We start from the raw sequence: 19085 nt of genomic DNA on the forward strand, positions 1-19085 counted from the left end.
AACTGTTATATCTTCTGACAACGTAACCTTTTTCGTGGAGTACCCTCGAATGAACCTCGACCGTGCGATTTTTGCCTTTGCTGGCGTGATGATCCTGATCTCGCTGCTGCTGGCCGTTTATGTCTCGATGTACTGGCTGTGGTTCACCGCCTTCATCGGCGCGAACCTGCTGCAATCGGCGTTCACCGGCTTCTGCCCGGCTGCGATGATCTTCGGCAAGTTCGGCATCAAATCGGGCTGCGCTTTCGGTAAGTAATCGACAAAGCGGCAACGATTGGCGCTGGCCTTTTTCTGACCCGAGACCAAATTCTTGAGAGGGTGGGGCGGCTTTGCTAGCCTCACCCTTGGTTTGTCGAACGCTTTGCCGGGAGACGCCGCAGGATTTTGCAGGAGTTTGATAATGGATCGCCGCGCTTTTCTTCTCTCGCTGGCCGCCTTGCCCTTCGCAAGCCTGCCCGCCTTTGCCGCAACCGAACCCGCGCAAAGCGTCGAGACCGGGCCGGCCAAGCGCTGGCCGATCGGGTCGCAATATTATCCGACGAAAGTGGCGGTGAAGCCCGATCTGCCGGTGGGCTCGATCATCATCGTCTCGGATAAGTTCTTCCTTTATCACATCACCGCGCCGGGCGTGGCGATGCGTTACGGCGTGGCCGTGGGCAAGGATGAGCTGAAGTTCCGCGGCACCGCGACGGTGGCGCGCAAGGTCAAATGGCCGAGCTGGACGCCCACCCGCGAGATGATCGAACGCAATCCGGCCTACAAGAAATACGAGGACGGCATGAAGGGCGGGCCGCAGAACCCGCTCGGCGCGCGGGCGATGTATCTGTATCAGAACGGGCGTGACACGGCGATCCGCATCCACGGCACGACCGAACCGGGTTCGATCGGGCACGCGGTCTCGAACGGCTGCATCCGGATGGTGAACGATCATGTCATCGATCTGTTCAACAGCGTTCCCGTCGGCACGCAGGTCACTGTCTACTGATGAAACTTACCTCGATTGCCGAGGTCGCCGCGCTCGATTTCGACACGATCATCGACGTGCGCTCACCTTCGGAATTCGCCGAGGATCATATCCCCGGCGCCATCAATCTGCCCGTGCTCGACGATGAGGAGCGCGCCCGCGTCGGCACGATCTACAAGCAGGTCGCGCCTTTCGATGCCCGCAAGATCGGCGCGGCGCTGGTGGCGCAGAATGCAGCCAAACATCTGCAGGGTCCGTTAGCCGACAAGGAAGGCGGATGGCGTCCGCTGGTCTATTGCTGGCGCGGCGGGCAGCGTTCGGGGTCGTTCGCGACGATCCTGAAGCAGGTCGGTTGGCGCGTGGAGCTTGTCGAGGGCGGCTACAAGGCTTTCCGGTCGCTGGTCGTGGAGGCCGGGCTTGCCGAGATGCCCTGTCCGGTTGTGGTTCTCGACGGCAATACCGGCACCGCGAAGACCGACATCCTGAAAGCCGCGCGGGCGCAGGGTGCGCAGGTCATCGATCTGGAGGGGCTCGCCAATCATCGCGGCTCGCTCTTCGGGGCGATGGAGGGTGGCCAGTCGAGCCAGAAGGATTTCGAGTCGCGGCTGATCATGGAGATCGCGGCGCTCGATCCGACGCGGCCGGTGCTGCTGGAGGCGGAAAGCTCGAAGATCGGCGATCTGCAACTGCCCGCCGGGATCTGGGCCGCGATCAAGGACGCGCCGCGCCTGCGAGTGCGTGCGCCGCTGTCGGAGCGGGCGCAGTATCTCGCGCGGGCCTATGCGGATATCACGGCGGATGCCGATCGGCTGCTGGCGGTACTCGATCAGCTGCGGCCCTTCCAACCCGCCGAGCGGATCGCAGCGTGGCAGGCACAGGCCACGGCGGGGGAATATGCGGCGCTGGCGGGAGAACTGATGCGCGACCATTACGATCCGCGCTATGAGAAGCACCGCGCGCGCCATGTGGAACATGAGCGGGTGATCGAGGCGGAAAGCCTCGCGCCGGAGGCGATCGAAGGCCTGGCAGCGCAGGTGGTGAAAGAGGCGCAGGAGATGGCGGAGCGCTGAGGCCGTGAGCCCTCGGCGCGGGCGAATAGCCCGGGCCGCGCCCGACCCTCCCCCCGGGAGGGCGCATTGGCGATGTCATCGCGAGTAGGAATGTCGTCCGGACTTGCGTGATAAAGCGCCAAGCCACCGACCGGTCAAAGCGCCCACCCAAGGCTCGGGCGCGACCCTTTTCTCACCGCACCCGCAGGAACGCCGGACCCTCCGCAATCACCCCGATCTGCGCGGCGCGGTAGCCTGCCGCTTCCAGCTTTGCCAGAACCTCCGCAGCCTGCGCCGCGGGCACGCTGGCCAGCAACCCGCCCGAGGTCTGCGGATCGTGCAGCAGCTCCGTGCGTGGCCCCGGCGGCGCGGTCATCCGGCCTGCGCAATTGGCTATGTTTTGCGGCAAGAGCGTCGAGTGCTCGCCTGCCTCGGCCAAAGCCTCGGCCCCATCGAGCAGCGGGATCGCGGCGAGGTTCAGCTCTGCCGAGACGCCCGACGCCTCGCACAGACCCAGCAGATGCCCCGCGAGGCCAAAGCCCGTCACATCCGTCATCGCAGAGGCCACCGGCGCGAGGATCACGGAGGCCTCGGCAGAGCTGCGACCCATGCTCTCCAGCGCGCCTGCCACCACCTCGCCGGGCGCGTGTTTCGCCATCTCGGCGGCGAGGATCACGCCGGCCCCGAGGGGCTTCGTCAGGATCAGCACCTCGCCGGGCGTCGCGCCGTCTTGACCCAAAGGCCGCTCGGCTAGCCCGGTCACGGTGAAGCCCAGCGTCAGCTCCGCGCCCATCGAGGTATGACCGCCGACGAGATCGCAGCCTGCTTCCCGGAACGCCTCGGACGCGGCCCCCAGCATCTCGCGCAGAGCCCGCGCGCCCAGTTCCTCGGATTGGCGGGGCAGGGTGACCTGCGCCAAGGCCGCCTGCGGCGCCGCGCCCATCGCCCAGGCGTCGCTCATTGCATGCAGTGCCACGATCCGGCCCAACAGCCACGGGTCCTCGGTGAAGGCGCGGACGTGATCGGTGGTGAAGACCTGCGTCTGCGTGCCGCAAGACAGCACGGCGGCATCGTCGCCCGGACCGCTCAGCACATCGCCGCGCGTGGGCGCGGGCAGATCGGACAGTGCCTCGCGCAGCGCCTGACCGCCGAGCTTCGCGCCGCAGCCGCCGCACATCGGTTTGCTGCCCAGCACTTCCGCGATCCCCTGCGCGTGCTCGCGCGGCAGAGGCGGCGTCGGCATCGCGGGCAGATCATGGACCTTCGCCATGAACTTGCGGTCGATGTGGTCCTTCCAGCGCCAGAGCCATTTCCCGTTCAGCGGCAGGCCCCATTTGTCGGCCACCGCCTGCTTGCCGCCCGTGGAGATCAGCTTCAGATAATCGCGCTGAGGCTGATAGGTCTTCATCGGTCCGCCTGACGCCGCCGCGCGCAGGTTGGCGAATAGCGGCTTGGCCTCGCGCACCGCATAGACGCCCGCCTTGGGGCGCGGCGCGTGGCTGAGATGGGCGATGTCGCCTGCGGCAAAGATCGCGGGGTCAGAGCTTTGCAGCGTCGGGCCGACCGTGACGAAGCCGTCGGTCAGATCGAGCCCGGACTCGGGCAGCCAGTCAGCGGGTTTCGTAGCCCCCGTGCCTATGATGAAATCGGCCGCAGCCGCGCGGCCCCCTTCCAGAAGGAGCCGCCCTTTTTCCGCGCCGATCAGCGCCGCGTCGGTCTCGATGGTCACGCCAAGCCGCGCGCAGTGCTCCAGCATCGCGTTCCGAGCGCCGGTGCCAAGCGCACGCAGTGCCTCGGGGGCGGCCTCGTAGACCGTGACCTGCGCCTGCGGCAGCCGATGCGCGCAGGCCATCGCGAGCTCCACCCCTGCCACGCCGCCGCCGACCACGGCGATCTTCGGCGACTCGGGCGGATTGGCGGCGAAAGCGTCCCAGGCATCAGCGAAAGCGTCGAGCGGTTTCGCAGGCACGACGTGGTCGAGAAAGCCCGGAAGTTGCGGCATCTCTGCCGTGATCCCGATATCGATCGAGGCTACGTCATAGGCGATCGGCGCGCGCCCCGGCACTTCGATCAGCCGCCGCGCCCGGTCGATCCCCGTGGCGCGCCCCAGAACCAGCCGCGCGCCCGCATGCCGCGCGAGCTTCACCAGATCGAGCTGCAGCTCGTCGCGCGTGTAATGCCCCGCCACATGACCCGGCAGCATTCCCGAATAGGCCGCGGAGGGGGTTGGGTTGATCACGGTCAGCCGCACACCCGGCAACGGGTTCATCCCCCACATCCGCAGCACCAGCGCATGGGTATGACCGCCCCCGATCAGAACGATATCGCGTGTCAGGGGCAGGGCAGGGGCGGCGTGCATGGTCTCTCCTTTTCCCCTCATGCCTAGCCTTTGCGCGCGGCTTCGCCAATTCCCAATATGCCGCAGCGAAATGGGGGCAATTTTCCCGCAAAACGTCCTTGACTGGACGATCCGCTTTGCCTAGTTAGCCCCCCAGTGGCTAGGTAGCTCAGCTGGTTAGAGCACACGACTCATAATCGTGGGGTCGGGGGTTCAAGTCCCCCCCTCGCCACCACTCCTCCCCCTCTTTCGGGAGAGATGCGAAAAGGGCGCCCCGCAGGGCGCCCTTTGCTTTTGTCTCTGGCTCAACCTCAGTTCGAGGCGGTACGCAGAAGATCGGTGATCCGGCGCACGACGGCGCGGCGGTTGGCTTCCGAGGCACCTTCGGTCTGCACCTTCAGGTCCTGCTCGCCATAGCCCTGCACCACAAGGTTCTCGGCGGGGACGTCGAAATACTCGCTCAGAGCCAGCGCAACCGATTCCGCGCGACGGTCCGAGAGCGCGAGGTTGTAGGCGGCGCTGCCGACGGCGTCGGTATGGCCTTCCACGAGGAACAGCTCGCGCGGGTTCTCGTCGATGCGCTGCTGGATCGCCTGACCCAGAGCCGAAAGGGCCTGCGCCTGATCGGGCTGGATCGCGGAGGAACCGGTCTCGAAGTTGATATTCTCGACCGAGATCGCCGGGGCGAGATCGCGAACCGGGGTGATGTTGCGCACCTGCGAGAGCGTGAAGGTACGGTCGATGCCGCTCTGACGGGTCAGCGCATCGCGCAGAGCCTGCTCGTTGCTGGACGAAACCGTCGCGACGGGCTTGGGCTTGGGAAGCGCCGAGACGTCGACCGGATCGGCGCCGCGCGCGTCGTCGACCAGCAGGTACTGCGTACCGTCGGGCTGGACCAGCGTCCGCTTCAGGATCTGACGCTGGGCGTCATAGACGGTCACGATCTGGCTACCATCGGGCTTGGTCACGATCGTGCGCGACGAGCCGTCCGCGTAGTCCTGCGTACGAATCTTCGAGCCGGGCTGACGCAGCAGCGCGTTGTCGTCCTTCACCAGTTGGTAAGAACCATCGGGCTGTTGCACCACGACGCGGTCGCCCGAATTCACGGCCACTTTCGAGCCGTTGTTCAGGATCGCCCCCACGGCGAGCGCACCGAGACCCGAGAGGGCTGCGGTTTCCAGCGTGCTCAGACGGTCTTTCTTTTTCTTCTTCGACGAGTCGGTCTGCGCGGTTGCCTGCGCCTGAGCGTCGGGCTTGGCGTCGACCGAGGTCGAGAAGTCTTCGGATGCGCTGCGCGCGGTCTCTTCGGTCACCGTCTCTTCGGTGGCATTGGCGGTGTCGGTGCTGTCGGTCGGCGCGTTGAGCGCCTCGTTCTGCACGGCTTCGCCTTCGATCGCGGCTTTCGTATCGGTCAGCGCGTTCTCCAGCAGCTTCGTCGCCTTGGTGGCCGCCGTGTCTTGGCTTGCCTGCTGATCGGTTTCGGCATTTGCGGTCGTGTCCGCGCTGGTCGAGCCGTCTGCCGTCGCGTCGGCATTGGCAGCCTCTTCCGGCTGGATCACCTTCGGTTCGACTTCGGAGCCGGACCCGCCGTTGCCTTCCTGCACGACCTGCGTGTCGGAGGTGGTGTCCGTCGAAGCCTCGCCTGCAGGTTTCGCCTCGGGCTCTGCCGTCGCGGTGCTGTCCGCCTGGGCCTCCGAGTTCTGCATCGCGTTTTCGGTGGTGTCGGTCACCGGGGCAGGGGCGTCCTGCGAGGTGGTGTCGGGGCTGAGCGTGCTCGTCGCCTCGGCGTCCGTCTGGCCGTCGGTCGCGGTGGTGGCATCGGTCGAGCCATCAGCCGTTGCGGTGGTCGAGCCATCGGTTTCAGCCGTAGCGGAGTTGTCGGTCTCAGCGGTGGTCTCTGCGGTCGTATCCGCCGAGGTCGAGCCATCGGTGTTTGCGGTGGCCGAACCGTCGGTCTCTGCCGGTGCCGCAGCATCGGGCTGTGCGTCGGTCGCAGCGGCTGCGTCGGTCTCGGCAGAGGCATCGGCATTCGCATCGGTATTGGCATCCGTCGTCGCAGCGGCGGCCGCGTCGGCGTTGGCATCGGTGCCCGTGGTCTCGGATTGAGTGGTCACATCCGCGCCGCCTTCGACTGCGGCTTTCGCGCTGGCGTCGGGGGTGTCACCGCTCGCAGCCGGGTCCTGATCGGCGGGCGGGGCTGCGCCTTCGATCGCGGCTTTTGCGGCCTGATCGGCTTCGCTGTCGCTCATCGGCGCGTCGGCATTCGCCGGATCGGTGCCTGCCGCAGCTTCGGCGGAGCCATCGGCATTTGCCGCGTCGGCCTCGCAATCGGCTTTCGCCTTCTCCATCGGGGTGCCATCGGCGACCGCCTTCGCGATGCATTCAGCGGCGGCGGTATTGCTATCCTGGGCAAGCGCACTGAACGGCAGGATCGCCGGGCTCAGCGCGGCAAGGCCGGCAACGAGCGCAGTGGTCGTCTTCAACGTCTTCATGTCGTCTCCCTTTCATGCGGCATCTGGCCGCGTATCGGGGGTCCAAACGTTTCACGAGGCTGTGTGTTCCGGCGTCCACTTGGCCATCGGCGTGAATCAGCACGGGGCGGACCTGCAGGCCCGCCCCGTGATTTGGGAAGAAAAATCTGTGCCGGTGCGGCTTAGTGGGTCTTCTTGACCGCTTTCAGCTTGTCGATGCCGAGCATCTTCATCGCGGTCTTCTCGTAGAACGGCTCCGAAGTGCCTTTGCGCAGTTTGCGCATGAAATATTTCTCGAAACCGATCTTGGCGAGGTGGACCCATTTGCCCTGGCTCGACCAGTTGACGTTGCGCGGCGGAAGCTGCGGCTGGGCCACGAAGGCGATGCCGCTGTCGCCGAAATCGGCCAAGCAAATCGCGTTCCAGGTGCCGGTCTCGTCGGGCTCCTGACCGCGCACGATATTGCCGAGGTTATGCGCGGTGGCGGTGACCATCGACTCGATCATGAAGCCGGTTTTCGGCACGCCGCAGGGCACCGGGGTCGGGCCCATCGGCGGGATCGCGATGCCGACGCCGATCCCGAAGACATTCGGGTATTTCGGGTTGCGCTGGTGCTTGTCGACGATGACGAAACCGCGCGGGTTCACGAGACCTTCGAGCCCCATCACCGCCGGGATGCCACGGAAAGGCGGCAGCATCATCGAGTATTTGAACGGCATCTCGTGGGTCGCCTTGACGGAGCCGTCATCGGCGATCTCTTCGACATGCATCACGCCGTCTTCGACTTTCTTCACGCGCGACGAGGTCATCCACTTCATGTGCTTGTCGCGCATCGCGCCTTCGAGAAGACCCTTGGTGTCGCCGACGCCATCGAGGCCGAGATGGCCGACATAGGGTTCGGAGGTGACGAAGGTCATCGGCACTTGATCGCGGATCTTCGCCCGGCGCAGCGCGGTGTCGAGGATGAAGGCGAATTCATAGGCTGGGCCGAAGCACGACGCGCCTTGCACCGCGCCCACGATGATCGGGCCGGGATCTTCGCAGAAGCGCTTGAAGGCGGTGCCGGCATCCTCGGCGTGATCGACATGGCAGACCGAGTGGGTGAAGCCGTCGGGTCCGAGCCCTTCGATCTCGTCGAAGGCCAGTTCCGGCCCGGTGGCGAGCACGATGTAATCGTAGGAAACCTCGCGGCCATCCTCCAGCTCGACCTTGTTGTCATCGGGGTGCAGGCGCTTTGCCGCGACCGGAATGAACTTGATGTTCTTCTTCTTCATCGTCGGTTCGAGATCGACGGTGATGTCCTTGCGGTCGCGCCAGCCGACGGCGACCCAAGGGTTGGAGGGCACGAAGTGGTACTTCGGGTCCTTGGTAATGACGGTGATTTCGTCTTCCTTGCGGACTTGGTCACGCAATTCATAAGCCATGATTGCGCCGCCAAGACCTGCGCCGAGCACCACGATATGTGCCATTTTGTTCCCTCCCGTTACCCGGTCATCAACTTGTCACGTCTAACTCGATAGATGCAATTGTTTGAATGTGTCAAGAAGACCCGCCTTTCAAATCCTGCGACGAATCAGCCTGTGGAACAAGTCTGACGCTAACGTGAAGTGAAAAGACACTTGCGAAACAACGAAAAAGGGCCGGCGCGTGGCCGACCCTTTCCCATTCGCATCAGTAGGACTGACTTACTTCGGCGGTTCTGCCGTGATCCCCTCGACGTAGAAGGTCATCGAGTGAAGCTGATCGTCGGTCGCCATTTCGCCATCGGCGAGGAAGGCCGTGCCGTCCTGCTTGTTCAGCGGACCGGTGAAGGGATGGACCTTGCCCGAGCCGATATCTTCCTTGAGCTGCAGCGCCTCTTTCTTGACGTCGTCCGGCACGGCCGAGGAGATTTCGCCGATCTCCACCATGCCGCTGTCGATACCGCCCCAGGTGGCTTCCGACTTCCACGAACCGTCCATGACCGCACCGACGCGCTCGATGTAATAGGGCGCCCAGTTGTCGATGGTCGACGCGACGCGCGGCATCGGCGCGAAGCTCGACATATCCGAGGCCTGACCGAAGGTGATGACGTTGCCGGCTTCCTGAGCTTTCGCCTGCGGCGCGGTCGAGTCGGTGTGCTGCAGCAGCACGTCCACACCATCGGCGATCAGGGCTGCGGCCGCGTCGGCCTCTTTCGCGGGATCGAACCAGGTGTAGGCCCAGACCACTTTCATCTCGATATCCGGGTTCACCTTCTTCGCGGCCAGATAGGCGGCGTTGATGCCCTGATAGACCTCCGGGATCGGGAAGGAGCCAATATAGCCGATCTTGTTGGTCTTGGTCATGCGACCGCCGATCGTGCCCTGAATGGCGCGACCCTGGTAGAACTTGGCGTCGTAGGTGGCGACGTTGTCCGCGAGCTTGTAGCCGGTGGCGTGCTCGAATTTCACGTCGGGGAATTTCTTGGCGACGTTCATCACCGCGTCCATGTAGCCGAAGGAGGTCGCGAAGATCAGCTTGTTGCCGTCCAGCGCCAGCTGGGTCAGCGCGCGCTCGGCATCGGGGCCTTCCGGCACGTTCTCGATGAACGAGGTCTTCACCTTGTCGCCGTATTTCTCTTCGATCGCCTGACGACCTTGGTCGTGCTGGTAGGACCAGCCCATGTCGCCGACGGGGCCGACATAGATGAAGCCGATTTTCAGCGGCTCGTCAGCGGCGAAAGCCGGGACGCCGGCGCCCGCGACGACGGCCGTGGCGGCGGTGGTTTTCAAAAAGGATCTGCGGTTCATCGCGTTACTCCAAGTTGGGTGGCGGGCCTCTTGATGGGGCCCTTCGAGAGATGCCTCAGCTCGAGGCGTGGAAAGATTTGCCGAGGCTGGCAGGCGCGGCCTGCACGCCGTGGCGGTGAATGGCGGACAGGATGACCAGCACCACTATGGTGATGACATAAGGGGCCATCGAGAGGATATGCACCGGGATCGCGTAGCCTGCGGCCTGCAATTGCAGCTGCAGCGCGGTGATGCCGCCGAAGAGATAAGCGCCCAGCAGCACCCGCCACGGGCGCCAGCTTGCGAAGACGACGATGGCCAGAGCGATCCAGCCCGCGCCTGCGGTCATGCCTTCGGTCCATTGCGGCACGCGCACGAGGCTGAGATAGGCGCCGCCCAGACCGGCCAGCGCCCCGCCGAAGGCCAGTGCGGCAAAGCGCACGGCGACGACGCGGTATCCCAGCGCGTGGGCTGCGTCATGGCTCTCGCCCACCGCGCGCAGGATCAGCCCGGCGCGGGTGGAGCGCAGCACGTACCAGACCACCGCGACGAGGATCAGCGAGAGATAGACGATCCAGTCATGCGAGAACAGGATGCGGCCCAGCACCGGAATATCCGAGAGCGGCCCGAAATCGATCTTGGCCGTCGGCGGCGGGCGCACGCCCTCGTAGCCCTTGCCGATCAGCGCGCTCAGGCCCAGCCCGAACAGCGTCAGCGCAAGGCCCGTCGCGACCTGGTTCGACAGCAGCTTCTGCGTCAGGAAGGCGAAAAGCGTCGCCAGCAAAGCACCGGCGATCGCGCCCATCAGGAAGCCCAGAACCGGGCTGCCGGTCGCGACGGCGGCGGCGAAGCCTGCGACCGCGCCCATGATCATCATCCCCTCGACGCCGAGGTTGAGCACGCCCGATTTCTCGGCGACCAGTTCGCCGGTCGCGGCCAGCAGAACCGGGGTCGATGCGCCCATCAGCGTCGCCGTCAGGGTGATGATATCGATGCCGCCCACGATCATAGTGCGCCTCCATGTCCCCAGAACAGAACCGGCCCCCAGGCCAGATAACCGCCGACGAGGCCGACGACGAGCCCGGCCACAGAGGCGTAACGCTCGCGTCCATGCAGGGTGGGGCGGCGGGGCTCTTCGCTGTCGGGTCGCGCACCGATGCGGTAGATCACCGCCCGCGAGGCTCCCAGCGCCAGCTCGAACACCACCATCATCACCACGCCGATCACGACGAAGGCCCAGAACGCCTGCGCCACCGCGAGCAGGTAGTACAGGCCAAGCCCCATGACGGTGCCGCCAAGGAAGATGATCATCAGGCGTAGCGAGGGGAGTTTCTGCGTCATGCCGCGACCCTCCCGAAACGGATGCGGAAGTTGGTCAGCACATCGAAGGCCAGCAGGAAGAACAGCAGCATCCCCTGGAAGACCTGGATCGCCGCCGAGGGCAGGCCGAGCATCAGCTGCGCCATGTCGCCGCCGATATAGGTGAGCGCCATCAAGAGCCCCGCCAGCAGGATGCCGATCGGGTGCAGGCGGCCAAGGAAGGCCACGATGATCGCGGTGAAGCCGTAGCCCACGTTGAAGCTGTCGGTGATCTGGCCCGAGGGGCCGGAGACCTCGAACATGCCCGCAAGCCCCGCGAAGGCGCCGCCCATGCCAAGCCCGAGCATCACCAGCCGCGCCGGGATCACGCCCGCGAAACGCGCAGCCCGCGGAGCCTCGCCTGCGACACGGATGCGGAAACCGGTGATGTGGCGGTGCATCAGGCCATAGGTGAAGATCACCGCGATCAGCGCCGCGACGACGCCCCAATGCATCCCCGTGCCTTCGATCAGCTCGTGATTGAAGGCCGAGCGGTAGTCTTGCAGGTTGCGCGAGCCGGGAAAACCGAAGCCCTCAGGGTTCTTGAGCGGGCCGAAGGCCATATAGGCCAGCAGGTTCTCGGCCACGTAGACCAGCATCAGCGAGACGAGAATTTCCGAGGTGCCGAACAGCACCTTCAGCACCGCCGGGATCATCGCCCAGAGGAAGCCGCCAAGCGCGCCCAGCGCGATCATCGCCGGGAACAGCCAGTGGCTCTCAGCCGGGTACATCTTCAGCGCCAGCCATGCCGAGAACAGCGCGCCCATGATGTATTGCCCTTCGGCGCCGATATTCCAGATGCCCGCGCGAAAGCCCACGGCGAGCCCGCAGGCGATCAGGATCAGCGGCCCGGCCTTCACCAGAAGCTGGCCACGAAAATAGCTGGCATTGCCGCCGAAAAGCGGGTCCCAGAAGATCACGCGGATCGCCTCGACCGGGTGTTTGCCCAGTATCGCGAAGAGAATGCCGCCCGCGATCATCGTGGCGATCACGGCGAGGAGCGGCGTCGCGTAGGACCAGAATTGCGACGGGGTGGGGCGTCGGACGAGGGTGATCATACCGCGGCCTCCTGCATCCCGTGCGCACCGCCCAGCATCATGCCGATCTCTTCGATCGTCAGCCCTTGGGTCGGGCGCGAGGCGCTCAGACGGCCTTCGTTCAGCGCCGAGAAGCGGTCGGAGATTTCCATAAGCTCATCGAGGTCCTGGCTGATCGCGATCACCGCAGCGCCTTTCGCCGCGAGGTCCAGCAGCGCCTGCCGGATCGACGCGGCGGCGGCGGCATCGACGCCCCATGTCGGCTGGTTCACCACCAGCACGGCGGGGTTTTGCAGCACCTCGCGGCCGATCACGTATTTCTGCAGATTGCCGCCCGAGAGCGCGCGGGCCGCGACATGCGAACCCGGTGTGCGCACGTCGAAGGCCTGAATGATCTCATCGGCGAAGGTCTTCGCCGCGCCCTGATCGACGAAGCCGTTGCGGGTCAGCGGTTTGCGCATCGTGCCGGTGAGGATCGCGTTCTCGGTCAGGCTCATCGCGGGGACGGCGGCATGGCCCAGCCGTTCCTCGGGCGCGGCCAGCAAGCCCTTCGCGCGGCGTGGATTGGGCCCGAGGCCGGAGATGTCCTCGCCCATCAGGCTGACCGTGCCGGGGGCGGAGGGGCGCTCGCCCGACAGGGTCGCCAGCAATTCTTCCTGACCGTTGCCCGCGACGCCGCCGATGCCCAGCACCTCGCCCGCGCGCAGCTCCAGGCTCAGATCCTTCAGCGAGGGGCCGAACTGCGACAGCGGCGCGAGGGAAAGGCCCGAGACTTTCAGCACGACATCGCCCAGTTTGCGCTCGGCCCGGTCGGTGACTTTCAGTTCCGCGCCGACCATCAGCTCCGCCAGCTCGCGCGCGGTCTTTTCGCGCGGATTGCAGCTTGCCACCACCTTGCCCGCGCGCAGGATCGTCGCGCCTTCGCAAAGCGTGCGGATCTCTTCGAGCTTGTGGCTGATATAGAGGATCGCAGTGCCCTCAGCCGACAGCTTGCGCAGGGTGTGGAACAGGATCTCCACCTCCTGCGGCGTCAGCACCGAGGTCGGCTCGTCCATGATCAGAAGCTTCGGGTCCTGCAGCAGGCAGCGCACGATCTCGACGCGCTGACGCTCGCCCGCGGAGAGGTCGCCCACCAGTCGCGCGGGGTCCAGCGGTAGGCCGTAGGCAGTGGAAATCTCGCGGATACGCTTGGCAAGCTGGCGCATCGGCGGCGGGTTTTCCATGCCAAGCGCCACGTTCTCGGCAACGTTAAGCGCCTCGAAAAGCGAGAAATGCTGGAACACCATCGCGACGCCAGCGGCGCGCGCGGCGCGCGGATCGGCGGGCGCGAAGGATTGGCCCGCGAAGTGCATCGTGCCGGAATCTGGCTTCACCAGCCCGTAGATCATCTTCACCAGCGTCGATTTGCCGGCGCCGTTTTCGCCCAGCAAGGCGTGGACTTCGCCCGGACGCACCGAGAAGCCGACGCCGTCATTGGCCACGACCCCAGGATAGGCTTTCGTCAGCCCGTCGATCTTGAGCAGCTCCGTCACCCGGCGCGTTTCCCTTTCCCCGTCGCCGCTTGCGCGGCGTTCAGCTCTTTCACTAGCCCGGTCGCTACCCCAAGGGCAATGGCTTGAGGATGCTTCCCCAAGGTCGGATCGCCTATCGGGCAGGCAATGCGCGAAATTTGTGCATCCGAATGCCCGAGCGTGGCGAGGCGCTTGCGGAAGCGGACCCATTTGCTGTCCGACCCGATCAGGCCGAGCCCGCCGAAGCCATGGGCGAGCAGCCGGTGGCAAAGCTCCAGATCGAGAGAATGTGAATAGGTCAACACAAAGTGGCGGGCATCAGTGGGGGCGAGGGTGACCAGATCTGCCGGGTTCTCGGCGATCAGCGGTGTGACGCCCTCGGGGATCATATCGGGAAACCGCTCTGTCCCACTATCGGCCCAGGATAGGGCAAGGCCGGGCAGGGGGGACAGCGCGCCGATCAGCGCACGACCGACATGGCCTGCGCCCCAGACCCAGACGGGCGTAGCGGGCGGCGCGACGCGTTCGATCAGCCAGTTCTCGACCAGCAGCGGCGGTGTCTCGCCGCGATCGCGGGCGCGGGCCAGCGCGCGGGTGACGGCCAGCGGCTCGGGCGTGCCCGGCGTCAGTGGACGGGCGTGCCAATCGCCCGTGATCTGCGCAACGGTGGTCTGGTCCATCCGCTCATACCCCAGCACCACGGCCCCGCCGCAGCATTGATTCATCGCGGGGCCGAGCGGGATTTTCTCGATCCCCGTCAGCCCGCCCCGTGCCTTCGCGATGGCGGAGAATTCCAGCGCGCCGCCGCCGATCGTGCCTTCGACATGATCCGCCCAGACCAGCATCTCCGCCCCGTATTCGCGCGGGGTGGAGCCTTGGGCGCGCGCGACCACGACGCGGGTGAAGGGGCCGCGGTCTGCCGCGCGGGCGAGGGCTGCGGGATCGAGGCTCATGCGTCCCCCCTTGCCCGGTGCACGGCAGCCAGAACCGCCTCGGGCGTGGCGGGCGCCTGCAGATCGGGCCAGTTCGGGCCGCAGGATTTGCAGGCATCCTGCAGCGCGAGGAAAGCCGAGATCGCCAGCATGAAAGGCGGCTCGCCCACCGCCTTGGAGCGATAGATCGTGTCCTCGCGGTTCGGCTCGTCCCAGAGCGCGACATTGAAGACGCGCGGTCGATCCGAGCAGGCGGGGATCTTGTAGGTCGAAGGCGCATGGGTGCGCAGGCGGCCCTTGTCGTCCCAGACCAGTTCCTCGGTCGTGAGCCACCCCGCGCCCTGCACGTAGCCGCCCTCGATCTGGCCGATATCGATGGCCGGGTTCAGCGAGGCCCCCGCATCATGCAGGATGTCGGTGCGCAGGATGCGGTTTTCGCCGGTCAGCGTGTCGATCACCACCTCGGTCACTGCCGCGCCATAGGCGAAGTAGAAGAACGGGCGGCCCTGACCCTTGATCCGGTCCCAGCTGATCTTCGGCGTGGCGTAGAAGCCGGTCGAGGAGAGCGATACCCGCGCCTCGTAAGCGAGCTTCACCAGCTTCGCGAAGGGCAGGGCGTGATCGCCCGCGCGCACCTCGCCGTTGGAAAACGTCACGTCTTCCACCGCAGCGCCCGCGCTTTCGGCCATGAAACCCGCCAGCCGCGCCTTGATCGTCTCGCACGCGGCCTTCACCGCCATGCCGTTCAGATCGGCCCCGGAGGAGGCCGCTGTCGCGGAGGTGTTGGGCACCTTGTCGGTGGCCGTCGCGGTGATGCGCACATCCTCATCCGTGACGCCGAAGACCGATGCCGCGACCTGACAAACCTTGCGATGCAGGCCCTGACCCATCTCGGTCCCGCCGTGGTTCAGCTGGATCGAGCCGTCGGCATAGACATGCACCAGCGCACCCGCCTGGTTCAGCTGGGTCAGCGTGAAGGAGATGCCGAACTTCACCGGCGTCAGCGAGATGCCGCGCTTCAGGGTCGTATTGGCGGCGTTCCACTCAGCCACGCGGGCCTTGCGCGCCGCGAACTCGGCAGATTGCTCCAAACGCTCGGTGATTTCGGGCAGGATGAAATCCTCGACCGGCTGGCCGTAATGCGTGCTCTGCCCGCCCTCGGGGTCGTAGTAGTTGCGCTTGCGCAGATCGAGCGGATCGATCCCCATCACATGGGCGAGGTGATCGAGCGCGGCTTCCGTGCCGATCATGCCCTGCGGGCCGCCGAAGCCCCGGAAGGCCGTCGCGCTTTGGGTATTGGTGCGCAGCCGGTGGCTCTCGATCTTCACATTCGGCAGGTAATAAGAGCTGTCGGTATGCAGCATGGCGCGGTCGCAGACCGGCAGGCTGAGATCGGGCGACCAGCCGCAGCGGGCGAGATGGGTGAACTCGGCCGCGACGATCTTGCCCTCGGCATCTGCGCCGAGCCGATAATTGATCCGGAAATCATGGCGCTTGCCGGTGATGACCATGTCGTCGTCGCGGTCGTAGCGCATCTTGCAGGGCCGCCCGGTGGCACGTGCCACCACCGCGCAGGCGATGGCGAGCGCGTTGCCCTGGCTCTCCTTGCCGCCGAAACCGCCGCCCATCCGGCGCATCTCCACGCGGACGTCATGCATCGCGCAACCAAGCGCGTCGGCCACCTTGTGCTGGACCTCGGACGGGTGCTGCGAGGAGCAGCGGATCACCATGCCCTGATCGTCGGGCAGCGCGAGGGCGGCCTGACCTTCGAGGTAGAAATGTTCCTGCCCGCCCATGTCGAAACTGCCTTCGACGATATGCTCGGCCTGCGCGAAGCCCGCGCCGGTATCGCCGCGCGCCCATGTGACCGGGCCGCCTTCGAAATGGCTTTTGGCCTCCAGCGCTTGTTCGACGGTCAGGATCGCCGGGCGGGGCGCATAGTCGATTTTCGCCAGCCGTGCCGCCTTGCGCGCCGCATGATGGCTGGTCGCCGCGACCACAAAGATCGGCTGGCCGACGAAATGCACGATGCCCTCGGCCAGAACCGGTTCGGGCTCGGGCGCGGGCGAGGCGTTGTTGGCGAACGGCATATCCTCGGCGGTCAGAACGGCGACCACCCCCGGGGCGCTCCGCACCGCACTCAGATCGAGCGAGGCGATCTCCGCATGAGCCTCGGTCGACAGGCCGAAAGCGAGATGCAGCGTAATGCCGGGGCAGGGGATGTCATCGACGTAGCGCGCTGCGCCGGTGACGTGCAACTGCGCGGAATCGTGGGGTTTCTTCGTGCCGACGCTCATGGTTGCACCTCCAGAATGGAGAGGGCGCCTTGGGCATTGCGGACGTATCGGATCAGCATCGCCTTGGCCGCCTCCATCCGGTAGGCATCCGAGGCGCGCACGTCGGTGAGCGGCGTGAAGTCCTGCTCCAACGCGGGCAGGGCGGCCGTGATCGCCTCTTCGGTGAAGGGCTGACCTTCCAGCGCGGCCTCCAGTGCCGCGGCGCGTTTCGGGATACCCGCCATGCCACCAAAGGCGATGCGCGGCGCGCCGATCTTGTCGCCATTGCACGGGATGTTCAGCGCGCCGCAGACGGCGGAGATGTCCTGATCGAAGCGTTTCGAGAGTTTGTAACAAGCCAGATCGGGCGCGGATTTCGGGAAGCTGACGCTTTCGACGAATTCGCCGGGCGCGCGGTCCTGTTTGCCGTAGTCGAGGAAGAAGCTCTCCAGCGGAATCGTGCGGCGCGCCTCTCCCTTGCGCAGCGTTAGTTCCGCGCCCATCGCGATCAGGACGGGCGGGCTGTCGCCAATGGGCGAGCCGTTGGCGATATTGCCGCCGATGGTCGCCGCCTGACGCACCTGTTCTGAAGCGAAACGGCGGAGCAATTCGGCAAAGCTCGGGAGCGTGTCGCGGATCGCCTCGCGCAACGCGGCCAAGGTGACGCCCGCGCCGACGATATAGCGGTTGTCGGTTTCCTCGATGCTCTGCAAGTCCGTGCAGTTGTTGAGGAAGGCGACCTCTTTCAGCTCGCGCAGCTGTTTCGTGACCCAGAGCCCCACATCGGTCGCGCCCGCGATCAGCGTGGCGTCGGGATGGGCGACATACCACTCCGCCAGCGCATCCACGCTGTCGGGCAGGAAGACGTGATCGGCCTTTGGCGCGACCTCTGCCAGATCGGGCAACGTGTCGTGCATCCATGCGGGTACGGCTTCGTCCTGCGCCGCCTCGGCGGCGCGGATGATCGGCGCGTAGCCGGTGCAGCGGCACAGGTTTCCGGCAAGCAGATCGTCGTGATCGCGGCGCCCGTTGAGATGCCCCGCCGCCATCGAGGCGATGAAACCGGGCGTGCAGAAGCCGCATTGCGAGCCGTGATGATCGACCATCGCCTGCTGGACCGGGTGCAATTCGCCCTTCGGCCCGGCGACGCCCTCGACGGTGCGCAGCGCGCGGCCGTGCAGATGGGGCATCATCATCAGGCAGGCATTGAGCGGTTTGGCGCCCTCCGTGTCGGTCACAATGACCGAGCAGGCCCCGCAATCGCCCTCGTTGCAGCCCTCCTTGGTGCCGGTCAGCCCTTCGGCGCGCAGCCAGTCGAGCACAGATTGCGTCGGATCGGTAAGCGTCACCGTCCGGGTTTCTCCATTGAGAAGAAACGTGATCTCCATACGAAAAATCCGCCGCCTTACCAGTCGTCCCTGCGGTCCCCCTCGATGCGGCGTAGAACGGGACCGGCCCAGCAAAGCCGATGCGGACAGGCTTTGGCAAGGGATTCGCGGCGGTGCGTTGCCCGAAACTTGATCCGGTGATCAAGAATTGGGCGTTCAGCCGCGCTCAATGGCTTCAGCGATCTCGGCCATCTGCCTCGCGACGGTGCCCCAACCTTCATGGAAGCCCATCTCCTCGTGGCGTTTGACGCTTTCCGCGCTGCCATGCCGGGCGATGACATTGTATTCGCAGCCCTCCTCGGTCTCGATGAAGTTCAGATCTGCGGTGAAAAAGGGTTGTGCCGAAGGACGGAAATCGGCGCTTAGGCAATCGGTGAAGACGAGCCGCTTTGCCGGTTCGACGATCAGGTAACAGCCCTCGGATTCGATCTCGCCGTACTCTTCGAAGACCATCTTCGTGTAGAACGCGCCGCCTGGGCGGACGTCGAGCTTGGCGTCGACCGTCTTGCCGGGTTTCGGAGCGAAGAACTGTTTCAGCAACTCTGGTTCGGTCCAGCAGCGATAGACCGTGGCGGGGCTGGCGGCCACGCGCCGGGTCAGGGTCAGGTCGAGTTCGGTTGTCATTGCGCATCTCCCTTCGTGTCATGCTCCAAGGCCTCTGCCAGCGTATCGAGCCGGTCGAGGCGGTCCTCCCATTGCCGGCGCAAGGTGGCCAGCCAGTCTTCGGCGGCGCGGACCGGCAGCGCCTCGATCCTCGCCATGCGCACGCGACCGCGCTTCTCGGTCACGATCAGCCCGCCGTCTTCCAGCACCCGCAGGTGGCGCAGAAAACTGGGCAGCGCCATCTGATGCGGCGCGTGCAGGTCGGAGACCGAAGCGGGCCCCTGCGTCAGCCGCTCCAGCACCGCGCGGCGGGTCGGGTCGGCCATGGCGGCGAAATAGCGGTCGAGTGCCTGTGTGTCGAAATGCTTAGCCATGTGGCTAACTGTTTGCGTATTGCCGATTCGAGT

16 protein-coding genes and 1 tRNA gene are annotated in these 19085 nt (G+C 65.7%); 4 read left to right on the plus strand and 13 right to left on the minus strand.

Annotated features, from left to right (window positions below; genetic code table 11):
- Window positions 1-49: 49 nt before the first annotated feature.
- The 3 genes from BMI89_RS04695 to mnmH all read left to right on the plus strand — a co-directional run bounded on the left by BMI89_RS04695 (window position 50) and on the right by mnmH (window position 2034).
- Window positions 50-256 carry a DUF2892 domain-containing protein gene (locus BMI89_RS04695; RefSeq protein ID WP_078520385.1) on the plus strand — a complete coding sequence of 69 codons (207 nt, stop codon included), beginning with the start codon at window positions 50-52 and terminating at the stop codon, window positions 254-256.
- 144 nt (window positions 257-400) lie between these two features.
- Window positions 401-985: a L,D-transpeptidase gene (locus BMI89_RS04700; RefSeq protein ID WP_078520384.1), complete on the plus strand. Its 585-nt coding sequence runs from the start codon at window positions 401-403 to the stop codon at window positions 983-985.
- Window positions 985-2034: a tRNA 2-selenouridine(34) synthase MnmH gene (gene mnmH, locus BMI89_RS04705; RefSeq protein WP_078570020.1), complete on the plus strand. Its 1050-nt coding sequence runs from the start codon at window positions 985-987 to the stop codon at window positions 2032-2034. Before BMI89_RS04700 ends, mnmH begins: the two co-directional genes overlap by 1 nt.
- A 172-nt stretch (window positions 2035-2206) precedes the next feature.
- Here the strand turns inward: mnmH and selD are convergent, their stop codons facing one another.
- On the minus strand, window positions 2207-4372 hold the full coding sequence (selD, locus tag BMI89_RS04710; RefSeq protein WP_078570021.1) for a selenide, water dikinase SelD: 2166 nt from the start codon (window positions 4370-4372) through the stop codon (window positions 2207-2209).
- A 137-nt stretch (window positions 4373-4509) separates the two neighbouring features.
- On the opposite strand from selD, the gene BMI89_RS04715 reads away from it, so the two are divergent.
- Window positions 4510-4586: transfer RNA gene (locus BMI89_RS04715), tRNA-Met, on the plus strand.
- A 76-nt stretch (window positions 4587-4662) separates the two neighbouring features.
- On the opposite strand, the gene BMI89_RS04720 is transcribed toward BMI89_RS04715, so the two are convergent.
- The 12 genes from BMI89_RS04720 to BMI89_RS04775 form a co-directional block, all read right to left on the minus strand.
- Window positions 4663-6843, minus strand: a complete 2181-nt coding sequence (locus BMI89_RS04720; RefSeq protein ID WP_078570022.1) for an OmpA family protein — start codon at window positions 6841-6843, stop codon at window positions 4663-4665.
- A gap of 161 nt (window positions 6844-7004) precedes the next feature.
- A complete protein-coding gene (locus tag BMI89_RS04725; RefSeq protein ID WP_078548235.1) occupies window positions 7005-8291 on the minus strand; it encodes an FAD/NAD(P)-binding oxidoreductase in 1287 nt (428 codons plus the stop codon).
- A gap of 216 nt (window positions 8292-8507) precedes the next feature.
- The gene (locus BMI89_RS04730) at window positions 8508-9593 is read right to left on the minus strand and encodes a BMP family ABC transporter substrate-binding protein (protein ID WP_078570023.1); all 1086 of its coding nucleotides are present in this window, start codon (window positions 9591-9593) and stop codon (window positions 8508-8510) included.
- 55 nt (window positions 9594-9648) lie between these two features.
- On the minus strand, window positions 9649-10581 hold the full coding sequence (locus BMI89_RS04735) for an ABC transporter permease (protein WP_078520378.1): 933 nt from the start codon (window positions 10579-10581) through the stop codon (window positions 9649-9651).
- Window positions 10578-10913, minus strand: coding sequence for a hypothetical protein (locus tag BMI89_RS04740; protein ID WP_078570024.1), 336 nt, complete (start codon window positions 10911-10913; stop codon window positions 10578-10580). Before BMI89_RS04740 ends, BMI89_RS04735 begins: the two co-directional genes overlap by 4 nt.
- Complete coding sequence (locus BMI89_RS04745) at window positions 10910-11989, minus strand: ABC transporter permease (RefSeq protein ID WP_078570025.1); 1080 nt, start codon at window positions 11987-11989, stop codon at window positions 10910-10912. Before BMI89_RS04745 ends, BMI89_RS04740 begins: the two co-directional genes overlap by 4 nt.
- Window positions 11986-13500, minus strand: coding sequence for an ABC transporter ATP-binding protein (locus tag BMI89_RS04750; protein WP_078570026.1), 1515 nt, complete (start codon window positions 13498-13500; stop codon window positions 11986-11988). Before BMI89_RS04750 ends, BMI89_RS04745 begins: the two co-directional genes overlap by 4 nt.
- Window positions 13497-14432 (minus strand): xanthine dehydrogenase accessory protein XdhC, encoded by a 936-nt coding sequence (gene xdhC / locus BMI89_RS04755; protein ID WP_078570027.1) that lies wholly within the window; start codon window positions 14430-14432, stop codon window positions 13497-13499. The genes BMI89_RS04750 and xdhC overlap by 4 nt, the downstream gene beginning before the upstream one ends.
- Window positions 14429-16708: a xanthine dehydrogenase molybdopterin binding subunit gene (gene xdhB / locus BMI89_RS04760; RefSeq protein WP_078570028.1), complete on the minus strand. Its 2280-nt coding sequence runs from the start codon at window positions 16706-16708 to the stop codon at window positions 14429-14431. The genes xdhC and xdhB overlap by 4 nt, the downstream gene beginning before the upstream one ends.
- Entirely contained in the window at window positions 16705-18075 is a 1371-nt protein-coding gene (gene xdhA / locus BMI89_RS04765; protein ID WP_078570029.1) for a xanthine dehydrogenase small subunit, read from the minus strand. Before xdhA ends, xdhB begins: the two co-directional genes overlap by 4 nt.
- A gap of 156 nt (window positions 18076-18231) precedes the next feature.
- The gene (locus BMI89_RS04770) at window positions 18232-18699 is read right to left on the minus strand and encodes an SRPBCC family protein (RefSeq protein ID WP_078570030.1); all 468 of its coding nucleotides are present in this window, start codon (window positions 18697-18699) and stop codon (window positions 18232-18234) included.
- On the minus strand, window positions 18696-19052 hold the full coding sequence (locus BMI89_RS04775) for a metalloregulator ArsR/SmtB family transcription factor (protein WP_078548217.1): 357 nt from the start codon (window positions 19050-19052) through the stop codon (window positions 18696-18698). Before BMI89_RS04775 ends, BMI89_RS04770 begins: the two co-directional genes overlap by 4 nt.
- Between the last annotated feature and the right edge of the window lie 33 nt (window positions 19053-19085).

Origin of the sequence: Thioclava sp. F36-7, assembly GCF_002020075.1 — a bacterium.
GTDB classification, from domain to species: domain Bacteria; phylum Pseudomonadota; class Alphaproteobacteria; order Rhodobacterales; family Rhodobacteraceae; genus Thioclava; species Thioclava sediminum.

What these genes read in the sequence shown, in the direction of transcription:
- BMI89_RS04730 (WP_078570023.1), bottom strand. Translation starts at nt 9,593, where the DNA reads ATGAACCGCAGATCCTTTTTGAAAACCACCGCCGCCACGGCCGTCGTC.
- BMI89_RS04695 (WP_078520385.1), top strand. Translation starts at nt 50, where the DNA reads ATGAACCTCGACCGTGCGATTTTTGCCTTTGCTGGCGTGATGATCCTG.
- BMI89_RS04740 (WP_078570024.1), bottom strand. Translation starts at nt 10,913, where the DNA reads ATGACGCAGAAACTCCCCTCGCTACGCCTGATGATCATCTTCCTTGGC.
- BMI89_RS04745 (WP_078570025.1), bottom strand. Translation starts at nt 11,989, where the DNA reads ATGATCACCCTCGTCCGACGCCCCACCCCGTCGCAATTCTGGTCCTAC.
- mnmH (WP_078570020.1), top strand. Translation starts at nt 985, where the DNA reads ATGAAACTTACCTCGATTGCCGAGGTCGCCGCGCTCGATTTCGACACG.
- BMI89_RS04720 (WP_078570022.1), bottom strand. Translation starts at nt 6,843, where the DNA reads ATGAAGACGTTGAAGACGACCACTGCGCTCGTTGCCGGCCTTGCCGCG.
- xdhC (WP_078570027.1), bottom strand. Translation starts at nt 14,432, where the DNA reads ATGAGCCTCGATCCCGCAGCCCTCGCCCGCGCGGCAGACCGCGGCCCC.
- xdhB (WP_078570028.1), bottom strand. Translation starts at nt 16,708, where the DNA reads ATGAGCGTCGGCACGAAGAAACCCCACGATTCCGCGCAGTTGCACGTC.
- BMI89_RS04775 (WP_078548217.1), bottom strand. Translation starts at nt 19,052, where the DNA reads ATGGCTAAGCATTTCGACACACAGGCACTCGACCGCTATTTCGCCGCC.
- BMI89_RS04700 (WP_078520384.1), top strand. Translation starts at nt 401, where the DNA reads ATGGATCGCCGCGCTTTTCTTCTCTCGCTGGCCGCCTTGCCCTTCGCA.
- selD (WP_078570021.1), bottom strand. Translation starts at nt 4,372, where the DNA reads ATGCACGCCGCCCCTGCCCTGCCCCTGACACGCGATATCGTTCTGATC.
- BMI89_RS04770 (WP_078570030.1), bottom strand. Translation starts at nt 18,699, where the DNA reads ATGACAACCGAACTCGACCTGACCCTGACCCGGCGCGTGGCCGCCAGC.
- BMI89_RS04725 (WP_078548235.1), bottom strand. Translation starts at nt 8,291, where the DNA reads ATGGCACATATCGTGGTGCTCGGCGCAGGTCTTGGCGGCGCAATCATG.
- BMI89_RS04735 (WP_078520378.1), bottom strand. Translation starts at nt 10,581, where the DNA reads ATGATCGTGGGCGGCATCGATATCATCACCCTGACGGCGACGCTGATG.
- xdhA (WP_078570029.1), bottom strand. Translation starts at nt 18,075, where the DNA reads ATGGAGATCACGTTTCTTCTCAATGGAGAAACCCGGACGGTGACGCTT.